The sequence below is a fragment of the Echinicola shivajiensis genome (assembly GCF_018642165.1).
Lineage (GTDB): Bacteria > Bacteroidota > Bacteroidia > Cytophagales > Cyclobacteriaceae > Echinicola > Echinicola shivajiensis.
The window spans coordinates 404597-417892 of the sequence record NZ_JAHHZM010000001.1; the positions used below are offsets into that span (position 1 = coordinate 404597).

Genomic DNA, 13296 nt, shown 5'->3' on the forward strand with positions numbered 1-13296 from the left:
TTCAAAAAAAATACTGATGAGAGTTATAACTAACCCAAGCAAAAGCGAATGGAAAAAAGAACTGGCAAGACCGGCTCAAAAAATGAAGGAAATTCAAAAAATTGTCAAACCTATCATGCGCAAAGTGAAGCGACAAGGTGACAAGGCTTTGAAAAAATTCGCTTTGGAATACGATCATGTAGAAATCAAAAACCTTTTGGTAAGTCGTGAGGAAATCAAAGCGGCTTATGACTTGGTGGATCAAGATCTTAAAGATGCCATATTATTGGCGAAAGATAATATTGAGAAATTCCATAAAGCACAAGCCACTCCAGACCTTAGTATGGAAGTAATGGAAGGGGTTACCTGTATGCGCAGAAGTGTTCCAATCCAAAAAGTGGGCTTGTACATTCCGGGGGGAACAGCTCCATTGTTCTCCACTGTATTGATGCTTGGGGTACCAGCAAATATTGCTGGATGTGAAGAAATTGTGCTTTGTACCCCTCCTAATAAAGAAGGGAAAATCCATCCTGCCATATTATATACAGCTGACCTCATCGGTATAGACAAAATCGTCAAAGTAGGCGGTGCCCAAGCTATCGCAGCCATGACCTATGGAACTGAAAGCGTTCCGCAAGTTGCCAAAATTTTTGGACCTGGCAACCAATATGTCACAGCAGCCAAACAGTTAGCTACCAAAAAAGGCATAGCTATAGATATGCCTGCAGGACCTTCGGAAGTTTTGGTATATGCTGATGAAACTGCTGTTCCTTCCTTTGTAGCTTCAGACCTGTTATCTCAAGCTGAACATGGGATTGACAGTCAGGTTGTGCTTGTAGCTAGCGCTACCAAGGTAGCTGAAAAAACCCTTAAGGAGGTAGAAAAGCAATTGGAGAAACTTCCACGAAAGGCAATTGCAAAAAAAGCCCTCGAAAACAGTGTTGCAGTGATCATGGGCAATCAGGACAAGGCCATTGCATTGATCAACGAATATGCGCCCGAACACCTGATCATCAATATTGAAAATGAAGATGAGGTAGTATCTCAAATCATCAATGCAGGATCTGTTTTCATAGGAAACTTCACTCCTGAATCTGCGGGGGATTATGCCTCAGGCACCAACCACACACTGCCTACCTATGGCTTTGCCAAAAATTACAGTGGTGTATCCCTTGACAGTTTTGTCAAAAAGATTACCTATCAAAAAATCACCGAAAAAGGTATTCAAAACCTAGGCCCAACCATTGAGGTATTGGCAGGCAACGAATTACTGGATGCTCACAAAAATGCGGTTTCAGTAAGATTAAAATACCTTAAAGAGAATAAATAATCATGGCTTTTGACCTTAATAAAATCTTAAGACCACATATTGCCCAGCTGAAACCTTACTCTTCCGCTAGGGATGAATACTCTGGTAAAGAAGGTGTGTTTTTAGATGCCAATGAAAATCCTTTTGGCTCTATCACCGCTGATGACTTCAATAGATACCCAGACCCTTATCAGTTTGCCCTAAAGACAAAGATCAGTGCCATCAAGGATGTCCCTGTAGATCAAATCTTTTTGGGAAATGGAAGTGATGAGGCGATTGATCTATTAATGCGTGCATTTTGTAGACCTGGGCTGGACAATATCATTATCCTTCCTCCTACTTACGGCATGTACGAGGTTAGTGCTGAAGTGAATGATATTGCCATCAAAAAGGTAAATCTCACAAAAGACTTTCAGCTAAGGACTGATGCCATCTTGGATGCAGTGGATGAAAACACCAAAATAATTTTCATTTGCTCTCCCAACAACCCAAGTGGAAACAAAGTAGATCGAGAAGATATACTAAAAGTAATCAAGGGTTTTGATGGATTGGTAGTGGTTGATGAAGCCTATATTGATTTCAGTGATGAGCCCAGCTTTACAACAGAGCTCAAAAATTATCCAAACCTCCTGGTCATGCAGACCTTCTCCAAAGCTTGGGGACTGGCATCTTTGAGGCTGGGAATGGCCTTTGCTTCTGAGGAAATTACCAAGATCATCAATAAAATTAAACCTCCTTACAATATTAGTGGTCTGACCCAAGAGACTGTTTTAGCAGCTATTGATGACACTGATAAGATGAAGAAAATGGTCGCTGAGATCATGGAGGAAAGAGATTTCCTTCAGAAGGCTTTTGAAAAGATGGATTTGATCAAAAAAATCTATCCAAGTCATGCCAATTTCCTTTTGGTCGAAGTACCTGCTGCCAAAAAGACCTATGACTACTTAATTGAAAATCAAATCATCGTTAGAGACAGATCAAAGGTGGTGCTTTGCAATGAATGCCTAAGGATTTCTGTTGGAACAAGGGCAGAAAACGAGCGACTGCTAGAGGCTTTGCAGCAATGCCCAGCTGAATTGGCAACTGCATAAACAAACGATTATTCCAATTGGCCATGCGCCAATAATAACCATAGACGAAAATGAAAAAAGTATTATTTATAGATAGAGATGGCACCATTATCAAGGAGCCACCAGTGGATTTTCAGGTAGATAGCCTTGAAAAACTGGAATTCTATCCAAAAGCCATTTCAAACCTAAGGAAGATAGCTGAAGAAACCGATTATGAATTGGTCATGGTTACCAATCAGGATGGTTTGGGCACAGATTCATTCCCAGAGGACACCTTCTGGCCTGCTCAGTTCAAGATGTTAAAAACCTTGGAAGAGGAAGGGGTGATTTTTTCTGACATCCATATTGACAAGACTTTTGAGCATGAGAATGCGCCTACCAGAAAGCCAAGAACAGGCTTATTAACCAAATATCTGGAAGGTGAATATGACTTGGCCAATTCCTATGTTATTGGTGACCGTAAAACAGATATCCAATTAGCTCAGAATCTAGGTACGCAAGCCATCTTTATTGGAGAAGAAGCTGCTGAAGGTGCCGCTTTGTCCACTGGCTCTTGGGATGAAATCTATGAATTTTTAAGACTACCTGCCCGAAAAGCTTCAGTTGAAAGAAGTACTTCTGAAACCCAAATCAGCATCAGTGTAAACTTGGATGGTTCAGGTAAATGCGATATTGACACGGGCCTGCCTTTCTTTGACCATATGCTAGAGCAATTAGGCAAACACGGAGGAACGGATTTGACTATCAAGGTAAATGGTGACCTTCATATAGATGAACACCACACCATTGAAGATACCGCTTTGGCACTGGGTGAAGCTTACCTTAAGGCCCTAGGGGACAAAAAGGGCATATACCGATATGGTTTCCTTTTACCAATGGATGATGTGCTTGCACAGGTGGCCATTGACTTTGGAGGAAGGCCCTGGATGATGTGGGAGGCGGAATTTAACCGTGAAAAAATCGGAGATATGCCTACTGAAATGTTCTATCACTTCTTCAAGTCTTTCAGCGACACTTCCAAGTGCAACCTGAATATCAAAGCAGAAGGAAATAATGAGCATCATAAAATTGAAGCCATCTTCAAGGGCTTGGCAAGGGCCATCAAGATGGCAGTTAAAAGAGATATAGCTGCCTTGAACCAACTTCCAAGTACCAAGGGAGTATTATAAAAAAACGCTTATTTAATTCACATAAAAAAGGCTTTCCGGTTGGAAAGCCTTTTTTGATATCTAATCTGAGTATAAATATTAAGAACCTTGAATAATAGCTCCTTTTAGCCCTTCGCTGGTCAACAAGCCACCGAATTCACCAATAATCGATTCTGGCACCCCTTTATTAGTAGCTGCTTCAACAACTGCAGTAATAAACAAATCGTAATCTGCTGCAGTTATTTTACCGGTCATTCTAGGATTTACATCAGGATTGTGTGCATCAGCCATATTCATACCACTGTAAGTAATATTGGTTGAACCGATAGATTGTGCCAACAGGTCACTAAAATTACCGACTAAAGCTGTAAATCCAGAAAAATCCTGAGCACCAACTTCTGCTAATAATACAGGGAAATAAGGCTGAAGATTATCATATTTACCTCCCTCATTTGTTGCAATCACCAATACTGTTTCGGTCACCACTGCCTGCAAAGGAAGATATCCTGCTTCAACCATATTTCCATTACCATCATCTACCATCACAGTACCACCTAAACGCGTATAAAGATCGATCATGGTTCCATCTTCACGCTGGACGATATCCGCTTTGGTAGAACCTAAAAGATCTCCTACAGGACCCAAAATATCCGCACTACCAAATCCAGCTTCCGTAGCCGCCTGTACCACTGCCTCCACGAATAAATCGAAATCATCACTATCGATCATACCGTTCATTCTATCATTTTTAGTAGGATCATGCGCATCAGCCATGCTCATCCCTGAATAGGTGAAATTTTCTGCACCAGTAGATTCCGCCAATAGGTCTGTAAAATCTTTCACTAAAGCAGTAAAGCCTGAATAATCACTGGCTCCCACCTCGGCCAAAAGCACATTAAAATAGGGCCTTATACTTGCGTATTTATCATCAGTAGCAATAGTTAGCACTGTACCCGTAACCACTGTTCTAAGGTTTAGATAACCTTGTTCGATCATCTGGCCATTATTATCTGGGTCAGCTACCATGGTCTCACCGCCCAGTTTGGTAGCATAGAAAGAATCATCTACCTCGGGTGGCATCACATCATCATCATCCTTACAGGATGAAAATACTACCAAAGTCATCAGTAGCATATAGGCCATCAATTGATTTAGTTTTTTCATTTTTCTTAAGGTTTATGTAATAAAATATTAGTTAGTAAAAAGGTTTTCGAAATAGCTCTCCACCATATAGGTCAATGATTTCTTGTCAATAGCAGGACAACTTGCCGCCAACTGTTCTTCGCTAGGCTGAAAAAGTGTTGATTGAAGCTGATAATCCTTGTTCAAGTTGTCCACCAAATCATGAGGATTATGTTGCTTGCGATCATATAGGACAATCAAATAATCAGAGGTCCTATTGATCCTGACATCCCGCATACCTTCTATTTCCAAAAGCTCAGTCTTGATCTCCTCCATCTTCAATGAGTCCATATCCTCGTTAAAGTCAATTTGACTCATGGCCCAATTTGGCCCTTTTGGCCTGTCATTGGTCACCAAATAAATATGAACAGCCAAGGTGGCCACCAAAATGACCACCAATGCAACTGTTCCGATTAAAATTTTCTTGATCATGGTTCTTTTGTTTAACAGTTAATTCAAAACCATATACGACCTGTCTATTGCAGCTGGATTGCCGAGGTTCAAAAAAACTTTCAATTGCTATTGATTAAAAACACCTATTTTGTTAGTTTTATAACTAAACTATTAACTATGAAAAATTTAGCCCCATTTTTATTGCTCTTGCTTTTTTCATCCTGCCAAGGGAATTTTGAAAAGGCCAATCGATATTATACCAACCAGCAATTTGAGGCTGCTATATCAGAGCTCAACTGGTTATTGTTTATGAAGATGTCAGATACCCAAGCCATACAACTCAGGGCCATGAGTCATGAAGCCTTGGAAGAATATGAAAAGGCATTGACAGATTATAAACGAATCCTACAATTGGCTCCACATGACCCACAGGCATTAGCAGGAATGGGCAAAGTCTATTGGGAATTGGAAGAGTATAAACAAGCTGAAAGACATTTCTTATTGGCAGCAAAGGAAGACCCTAAAAATGTAGAACTGCTAATTATGCTAGGTAGATCCATGATCAAGAACGAAAATTATAAATCAGCCGAGGATTTCCTTTTTGAGGCAAAAAAACTTGACCCCAAAAATGCTTCCATTTACTTCTATAGAGGAATAGTTCAAGCCCACCTTGGAGATGCCTGGACAGCTGCTTCCCAATTTAACATGTACATCATGTACTCGGGCGACAACATGACGGCCTATTATAACAGAGGCCTGGCTTATATGAGAATGGGCATGCTGGATTGGGCGACAGAGGACTTTGACAGGGTATTAAAAAGTCAGCCCAAACATTATAACGCACTTGCACGAAGAGCCATTTGCCAAATGGAAATCAACCCTAGCCAGTCCTGCCAAGACCTAAGACTAGCCGCAAAACATGGAAGTGAATATGCCAAAGATAACTTGGACAAATGTTTCTAATTTCTACTCATTGCGGATTTTTTACGTTTAACTATGTAATTAATCGCTTTAAGTCCTATTTTTGGGACTTGCAATATGAATCACAAGAAGTTAGTCATCATACCTACCTTTAACGAAAAGGAAAATATCCATGACATCATCATGGCTGTCATGGATTTAGCTGGGCATTTTGAGGTTTTGATCATTGATGACAATTCCCCTGATGGTACTGCGGGAATTGTTAAAGACCTCCAGCAATCCTTTGAAAGTAGGATCCACCTCATAGAAAGAAAGGGAAAACTAGGCTTGGGAACAGCCTATATAACTGGTTTCAAGTATGCCCTTGAGAAGGATTATGATTATATCTTTGAAATGGATGCTGATTTTTCCCATAATCCCAAAGACCTGATCAGATTGTATGAGTCATGCGCTATAGATGGTTTTGATTTGACTATTGGGTCAAGATATATTAAGGGAGTGAATGTGGTCAATTGGCCGATGGGCAGGGTTTTAATGTCCTATTTTGCCAGTGTATATGTGCAGTTCATTACAGGCTTACCTATTAAAGATACCACTGCTGGGTTTAAATGTTACCACAGAAGTGTCTTGGAAGGGATCAAGCTGGATAAAATCAAATTTGTAGGCTATGCATTCCAGATCGAAATGAAATTCACCGCTTGGAAGTTGGGTTATAAAATCACGGAAATCCCTATCATCTTCACCGATAGAACCAAAGGAACTTCCAAAATGTCCACTCATATTTTTAAGGAGGCGGTATTAGGAGTAATCTATATGAAATTCAAAAGCCTGTTCAGCCCTTATAAACGGGCAAAGATTAGTCAAAGCGAATTGCTTTAATAGGCTGAACATTACTGATCACCATGGCCGGTATAAACAATACCAAGCTAGTGATCACCAAAACCAATATATTGATACCCACAATTACCGCCCAATTCCATTGGATAGGCACAAAGCTCATATAATAATTTTCAGGATCTAGGCCAATAAACCTGGTCACATACTGAACCCAAGCAAAGCCCAATCCTATCAAATTACCTATTAGCATTCCCCTGCCAATTATCCTTATCCCGTTCCAAACAAAAATCCTTCTGATATGTCTATTAGCACTTCCCAAGGCCTTCAACATCCCTATCATCTGGGTCCGCTCCATGATAAGGATAAAAAGGATAGCGATCATATTAAAAGAAGCCACAAAAAGGATTAGGCCCAAAAACACATAAACATTATTGTTCAATAATTTAAGCCAGTCAAAAATCTGGATAAACTTATCGGTCACCTTATCCACTTTAAGGTCATAATCAATCATTCGGTACAAGGCCTCATTTTTCTCATCAATCTCTTCGGGATTTTTCAAAAACACTTCAAAACCACCTACCATATCATCTTCCCAACCATTGAGGTTTCGAATATTCTGAATATCCCCGATAATCATTTTATCATCAAAATCCTCCAAATAAGTTTCATATATCCCAACAATCTCTAGCCTTCTATACCTAGGCGGATCTTGTACAAAATACATGGTCACCTTGTCCCCTATTCCCAGCAATAGCTTGTCCGCTATTTTTCTACTTAGCAGCACTTCATAAGAGGTAGAACCATCTTCCTTAAAATCAATAAACCTTCCCTCCACTATGGAAGGCTCAAAAGCCTCTTGGTCAAAATTCTCACCTACACCTTTGAGCAGCACCCCCTGAACTTCCTCATCCCCTTTTAGTAAGCCTGGCTTAAAGGCATATTCCTGCACATGCTTAATGAAGTCATAGTCCTTATAATGGGTATAAAACTGGCTGGTTTTACTGGATGGATATTCCTCAAAGGCATTGTTTGAAGTGAATTTATGAACCTGATAATGACCAGTAAATGAAAAAACCTTTTCGGAAACCACCTGCTGAAAACCTCCTAAAATCAAAAATGAAATTATCAGTATGGATAGACCAATGGCAATACTGGCTACTGCAATGCGATGGATGGTTCCGGTAAATCCGCCTGTTCTTTTAAAGCTAATTCTTTTGGCAATGAAGTAGGAAAGGTTCAATGAAGTGTTTTATTTTGTTAAGATTCTAATGCAAATTAATATGAAGCAGTTAAAATTAATACTTCTATTGACTTTTTTAGTTGGTAGCCTTGCATATTGCAAAAGCCGGTCAAATGAAAATGCAGAAAATCAGCAGGAAAGCGAAAAGGAAGCTGCTACCATTTTGCCAGCAGCCGATCAGCCCGAAATCTATCTGCCTCTGCTTAAAGGAAAGCGGGTTGGGCTAGTAGCCAACCAAACCAGTGTTTTGACCCAAATGGACAATCAGCACTTAGCAGACTTTCTTTTATCCCAAGGCATCAAGATTCAAAAAATCTTTGCTCCGGAACATGGGTTTCGAGGAACGGCTGATGCCGGGGAGCATATAAAAAATGATATTGATAAGGAAACTGGCATTCCAGTAATTTCCCTTTATGGAAATAATAAAAAACCCACACCGGAAGTTCTGAGCGATATAGATATTCTATTATTTGATTTTCAAGATGTGGGGCTGAGATTTTACACTTATATCAGCACCATGCATTATGTTATGGAAGCTTGCGCAGAACAAAACAAACCTCTTATCATCATGGACCGTCCCAACCCAAATGGAGATTATATCGATGGTCCTGTTTTGGACCCGAAGTTCAAGAGCTTTGTAGGCATGCACCCTATACCTGTAGTACATGGACTAAGTATGGGTGAGCTTGCTCAAATGATCAATGGAGAAGGTTGGTTAAAAGGAGGCATCAAAGCAGATATTACTGTAGTTCCTGTAGCCAACTGGGACCACAGCATGCATTATTCCTTGCCTATCAAGCCATCCCCAAATCTTCCAAATGATGTTTCCATTAGACTTTACCCTTCACTTTGCTTTTTTGAGGGGACTGATATCAGTGTAGGAAGGGGGACTCATTATCCTTTTCAGGTTTATGGTGCACCAGATCCAAAATATGGAGATTTCACCTTTACCCCTGTCAGTATAGATGGCATGAGTAAGCATCCACCACATGAGGGTAAAAAATGCTATGGTACTGATTTGAGGAACACTCCGCTCTCCCATCAGTTCACATTACAGTACCTTTTGGAGATGTACCAAAAATCAGGCTTGAATGCCAAATTCTTCAATAATTTCTTCGATAAACTGGCCGGAACGAACAAATTGAAAGCAGACATCCTTGCGGGCAAATCAGAAGAAGAAATCAAGGCTAGCTGGCAACCAGGTTTGGAAGCCTATAAAGCTATAAGAGAAAAATACCTACTGTATAAATAAGCAGGAAAAGTAAAAACATAATGAATAAAGATCTTCGCATCATCTATATGGGCACGCCAGATTTCGCCGTGCCATCCTTAGAGATTTTAGTAGAAAATGGCTGGAATGTAGTGGCAGTAGTTACTGCTCCAGATAAGCCAAAAGGCAGGGGCCAGAAGCTTATCCCTTCTCCTGTAAAAGAAGCTGCTTTGAAGCATAATATCCCTGTTCTCCAGCCGACCAACTTAAAGAACCCGGATTTCTTGGAGGAGCTAAGAAGTTATCAGGCCGATATACAAGTAGTAGTTGCCTTTAGAATGCTTCCCGAATCAGTTTGGAGTATGCCTCCAAGGGGAACTTTCAACCTCCATGCATCTCTGCTGCCCAATTACCGGGGAGCTGCACCAATCAACTGGGCCATTATCAACGGAGAAAAGGAAACCGGTGTCACTACCTTTTTCCTGAAACATGAAATAGATACAGGAAGTATCATTTTCCAAGAAAAGGAAGCTATCCAGCCAGAGGACAACATTGGCAGTCTCTATGAAAAATTAATGAAAAAGGGTTCTAAACTAGTCCTTAAGACTATTGAAGAAGTCAGCAAGGGAGAAGTCACCACACAAATGCAGGATGAAAGCAAGGCACTGAACCATGCACCCAAAATCTTTAAAGAGACCTGTATGATTGACTGGAACCAAAAGGCGGAAAACATCCACAATCTAATCCGTGGGCTGTCTCCTTATCCAGCTGCCTGGACAAGCATTGATGACAAAACCTGTAAAATTTACTCCAGCGATGTAATAGATGATCTTAAAGGAAAAGCAATTGGAGAGATGGACACAGATAATAAAAAATACCTGCGCTTTCAAACTGCTGAAGGAGCGCTTGAGATCAAAGAAATCCAGATGCAAGGGAAAAAACGAATGCCAATTGAAGATTTCTTAAGAGGACATAAGTTCTAAAAGACAAATATTAGAATCATAAACCAATTATTTTTATTGTTTTTAAAAGCGGTGTTTCATATTAGAAGCACCGTTTTTTATTTTATATCCTAACCCAGCACCTTTACTTGCTCACCCAAAGGGGTAACCAACTATCCCAACGCACCAATACCCACTCATTACTAGCCACTTAAAATAATTTTGGGTATTTTTATATAAGACAAAACTCCCTCAGTCATGAAAGCGCAAATTAGAATATTAGCCATTATTATCAGTCTGTTGATTAGTCCCTCATTGGTCAATGCCCAGTTTATCAAAAAATTAAAAAAAGCTGTCCAAAAAGGGGCTGAAAACGCAGTTGAAGAACGGGTAAACCAAGAAGTAGAAAATGCCTCACAGCGCAAAATGGAAGAGTTCATGGAAGAAGTATTTGGTCCGAGCACCGAATACGAGGGTTCAGGAATGGATTATGGAGAAATGATGGGAAGCATGAACTTCAATGTGGATACTGAGGATCAATATCAATTCAAAGGTTATACTGATATGGAAATCACCGGCACTGATGAAAAAGGTAAAGAGATAGATCCCTCAGTGATAAGATTCCTTCACAGCGATAATTCGGAGCATTGGGGAATGGAAATAGAAAACCCTGAAAAAAAGAATGATCATGTTTCCATGGTATTAGATCATAAAAACCAAGCCACCATATTATTCATGGAAAACAAAGATGGTGAAAAAACCAGCATGGCTTATGGGATGGACTGGAACAAAATGATGGAAAAGACCTCGCAAAGTGATATGGAAAAAATGGAGGATGAGGAATTTAAATTTGATAAGACAGGTAATACAAAAAATATCTTAGGCCACGAATGCGAAGAATATCAGGGCGAAAATGAGGATGGTACTTTTAGTTTTTGGGCAAGCAAAAATCCTATTCCCGGATTTTCTTCATTCTTTTCTAATTCCAATTTCTTTAGCAGTCAAGCTATGAAAAATAAATATCCAAAAGTATATGAAAAACTTCCGGAGGGGAATATACTGGAAACAAGCTACTCCTCAAAAACCGACAAGAGCACTTCAATCATGAAAACACTGGAAATCAATAGTTCTAAAGATTTTGATTTCAACATGGCAGAATACACTAATGTCATGGAAGCACAATAAATTCAGATTTGATGACCAATTCCATCAGAATTACAAAAAACTTTTTGAAGGGCATTTTTTAAAGCTTCAAAAAACCTTGGTATCTTGTGCAATCCAAAAAATCTAAGGTTTTGACAGTTTCTATCATTGTAGCCAAGGCTAAAAACAATGTCATCGGAAAGGACAACCAATTAATCTGGAAGCTTTCCGCTGACCTTAAGCACTTTAAAAATCACACTACTGGTCATTATATTATTATGGGCAGGAAGACCTATGAATCAATGGGCAAGCCCCTTCCTAATAGGACCTCTGTAGTAATCACAAGAAATTCAGATTATTCCATTCCGGATGGTCACCATATCGTCCATCATCTTCAAGATGCCCTGGATCTGGCAAAGAAAAACAATCAGGACAAGGTTTTTATCATAGGAGGCGGGGAGATTTATAAGCAGGCTATAGAACTTTCAGATGAATTGTTGGTTACTGAGGTGGACTGTAGTCCAGAAGGAGACACCTATTTCCCCAATATTTCCGCTAATAAATGGAAAGTAGTCCAAAAAGAAGCTTTCCAAAAAGATGAGAAAAATGAATATGACTTTAGTTTCATCACCTACAAACGTGCGTGAACTGATTGATTATATCCTATGAAAGAGATAACAGCAGAAATTATAGCTATTGGTGATGAGTTGCTTTATGGGCAGATCGTGGATACCAATAGTCACTGGATCAGTAAGGAATTGGACAAAATCGGAGTAAGGGTTGTTCGCAAAACTACCGTAGGAGATAATGAAAAAGACATATTAAATGCCTTTTCAAGCGCTGAAAGCAGGGCAGACATTGTCTTGATCACGGGCGGACTAGGTCCTACCAAGGATGATCTCACCAAGCCTTTGATGGCCAAATATTTTCAATGTGAGATAGTCCCTGTGAAAAAGGCCATAGAAGATGTACGCCACTTTTTTGCCAAAAGAGGTAGAGAACTTACCCCTTTAAATGAACTCCAGGGACATCTCCCCAGCAAATGCCAATATATCAAAAATGATCGGGGAACCGCGCCAGGAATGTGGTTTGAAGAAAATGGCACGGTATGGATGTCAATGCCTGGCGTGCCGCATGAAATGAAACATCTTATGGAAAGTTTTGTACTACCAAAGATCCAAAATATTTTCCCATTGCCTGTCATATATCACAAAGTCATCAAAACTCTTGGTATTGGAGAAAGCTGGTTGGCTGACTTAATTCATGGATGGGAGGACAATTTGCCTGAACATATTAAATTAGCTTATCTTCCATCCCTTGGGCAGGTCAAGCTTAGGCTAACCGCCTTTGGGAGCAATTATAAGCAATTGGAAAAGGATGTTCAAACACAAATTGATAAGGTAACTCCTCTTATCCAATCCTATATCTATGGTTTTGACCAAGACGAACTGGAAAATGCCATAGGGCGACTTTTGAAGACTAAAGGTAAAACAGTAGCTTTGGCGGAGAGTTGTACAGGAGGTTATATTTCCCATTTGATCACCAGTGTTGCTGGTAGCAGTGAATATTTTAATGGAGCCATTGTTCCCTATCACAATAAATTCAAAGCTGAATTGTTGGGAGTAAAAAACAGCACTTTGGAAACCCATGGGGCTGTCAGCGAAGAAACCGTTATAGAGATGTCCGAAATGGTCAGAAAGAAGTTCAATGCTGACTTTGGCTTGGCCAGTAGTGGTATTGCAGGACCTGGAGGGGGAAGTGCCGAAAAACCTGTAGGCACTGTTTGGATAGCCTGTGCAAGTGAAAGCGGAACAGTTACCAAAAAGTTGCAACTAGCCCATGATAGAGAATTGAATATTCAATATTCTGCGATAGCAGTATTGAGTTTATTGAGAAAGGTGATTTCAGAATAAAACAATTAAA

Annotated in this window: 13 protein-coding genes; 10 read left to right on the plus strand and 3 right to left on the minus strand. The window is 39.9% G+C overall.

What is annotated here, in order from left to right; translation table 11 throughout:
* Positions 1-16: 16 nt before the first annotated feature.
* The 3 genes from hisD to hisB are packed head-to-tail and all read left to right on the plus strand — an operon-like array spanning position 17 to position 3527.
* The gene (hisD, locus tag KMW37_RS01575) at positions 17-1309 is read left to right on the plus strand and encodes a histidinol dehydrogenase (RefSeq protein ID WP_215222843.1); all 1293 of its coding nucleotides are present in this window, start codon (positions 17-19) and stop codon (positions 1307-1309) included.
* 2 nt (positions 1310-1311) lie between these two features.
* On the plus strand, positions 1312-2379 hold the full coding sequence (gene hisC / locus KMW37_RS01580) for a histidinol-phosphate transaminase (protein WP_215222844.1): 1068 nt from the start codon (positions 1312-1314) through the stop codon (positions 2377-2379).
* A 50-nt stretch (positions 2380-2429) separates the two neighbouring features.
* Positions 2430-3527, plus strand: a complete 1098-nt coding sequence (hisB, locus tag KMW37_RS01585) for a bifunctional histidinol-phosphatase/imidazoleglycerol-phosphate dehydratase HisB (protein WP_215222845.1) — start codon at positions 2430-2432, stop codon at positions 3525-3527.
* A 78-nt stretch (positions 3528-3605) separates the two neighbouring features.
* Here the strand turns inward: hisB and KMW37_RS01590 are convergent, their stop codons facing one another.
* Both KMW37_RS01590 and KMW37_RS01595 read right to left on the minus strand, forming a co-directional pair.
* Entirely contained in the window at positions 3606-4670 is a 1065-nt protein-coding gene (locus KMW37_RS01590) for a globin family protein (RefSeq protein WP_215222846.1), read from the minus strand.
* Positions 4671-4697: 27 nt separating this feature from the next.
* Entirely contained in the window at positions 4698-5120 is a 423-nt protein-coding gene (locus KMW37_RS01595) for a heavy-metal-associated domain-containing protein (RefSeq protein ID WP_215222847.1), read from the minus strand.
* A gap of 138 nt (positions 5121-5258) precedes the next feature.
* Here KMW37_RS01595 and KMW37_RS01600 point away from each other — a divergent pair, with 138 nt between their 5' ends.
* Together KMW37_RS01600 and KMW37_RS01605 are read left to right on the plus strand one after the other, a co-directional pair.
* Positions 5259-6044 (plus strand): tetratricopeptide repeat protein, encoded by a 786-nt coding sequence (locus KMW37_RS01600; RefSeq protein ID WP_215222848.1) that lies wholly within the window; start codon positions 5259-5261, stop codon positions 6042-6044.
* A gap of 75 nt (positions 6045-6119) precedes the next feature.
* Complete coding sequence (locus KMW37_RS01605) at positions 6120-6881, plus strand: polyprenol monophosphomannose synthase (RefSeq protein ID WP_215222849.1); 762 nt, start codon at positions 6120-6122, stop codon at positions 6879-6881.
* Here KMW37_RS01605 and KMW37_RS01610 read toward each other — a convergent pair.
* Positions 6859-8079, minus strand: coding sequence for an ABC transporter permease (locus KMW37_RS01610; protein ID WP_215222850.1), 1221 nt, complete (start codon positions 8077-8079; stop codon positions 6859-6861). The two genes, KMW37_RS01605 and KMW37_RS01610, sit on opposite strands and share 23 nt — an antisense overlap.
* A 40-nt stretch (positions 8080-8119) precedes the next feature.
* Here KMW37_RS01610 and KMW37_RS01615 point away from each other — a divergent pair, with 40 nt between their 5' ends.
* The 5 genes from KMW37_RS01615 (at position 8120) to KMW37_RS01635 (ending at position 13286) form a co-directional block, all read left to right on the plus strand.
* Positions 8120-9331, plus strand: coding sequence for an exo-beta-N-acetylmuramidase NamZ family protein (locus KMW37_RS01615; RefSeq protein WP_215222851.1), 1212 nt, complete (start codon positions 8120-8122; stop codon positions 9329-9331).
* A 20-nt stretch (positions 9332-9351) separates the two neighbouring features.
* A complete protein-coding gene (fmt, locus tag KMW37_RS01620) occupies positions 9352-10272 on the plus strand; it encodes a methionyl-tRNA formyltransferase (RefSeq protein ID WP_215222852.1) in 921 nt (306 codons plus the stop codon).
* Between the two features lie 216 nt (positions 10273-10488).
* Positions 10489-11415 (plus strand): hypothetical protein, encoded by a 927-nt coding sequence (locus tag KMW37_RS01625; RefSeq protein ID WP_215222853.1) that lies wholly within the window; start codon positions 10489-10491, stop codon positions 11413-11415.
* Positions 11416-11501: 86 nt separating this feature from the next.
* Positions 11502-12020, plus strand: a complete 519-nt coding sequence (locus tag KMW37_RS01630; protein ID WP_317195542.1) for a dihydrofolate reductase — start codon at positions 11502-11504, stop codon at positions 12018-12020.
* Positions 12021-12038: 18 nt separating this feature from the next.
* Positions 12039-13286, plus strand: coding sequence for a competence/damage-inducible protein A (locus tag KMW37_RS01635; RefSeq protein ID WP_215222854.1), 1248 nt, complete (start codon positions 12039-12041; stop codon positions 13284-13286).
* Positions 13287-13296 lie beyond the last annotated feature (10 nt).